The organism is Rhizobium sp. FKY42 (genome assembly GCF_005222835.1).
Lineage (GTDB): Bacteria > Pseudomonadota > Alphaproteobacteria > Rhizobiales > Rhizobiaceae > Neorhizobium.
Genome location: NZ_STGA01000061.1, coordinates 1,548 through 1,758, shown reverse-complemented (window position 1 = coordinate 1,758; position 211 = coordinate 1,548).

Here is a 211-nt window from a genome sequence, read left to right as displayed (position 1 = left end):
CCTCCTGATTAGCAACGATGACTGCAAGCTCGGCCACAGCACATTCCAGTTCGGTCTGGATCTCGCGGCGCTCGCTGGTGTCAAAGGCAGTTCGCAGTTCCTCGATGTTCTGTTCGATGGTCATCGTCATCATCTCCTGATGTTTGAGAAAGATGACGACCGCGGGCGTGGCGAATGGGTGGGGTCAAGGATCGCGCAAGCGACCGCGTGA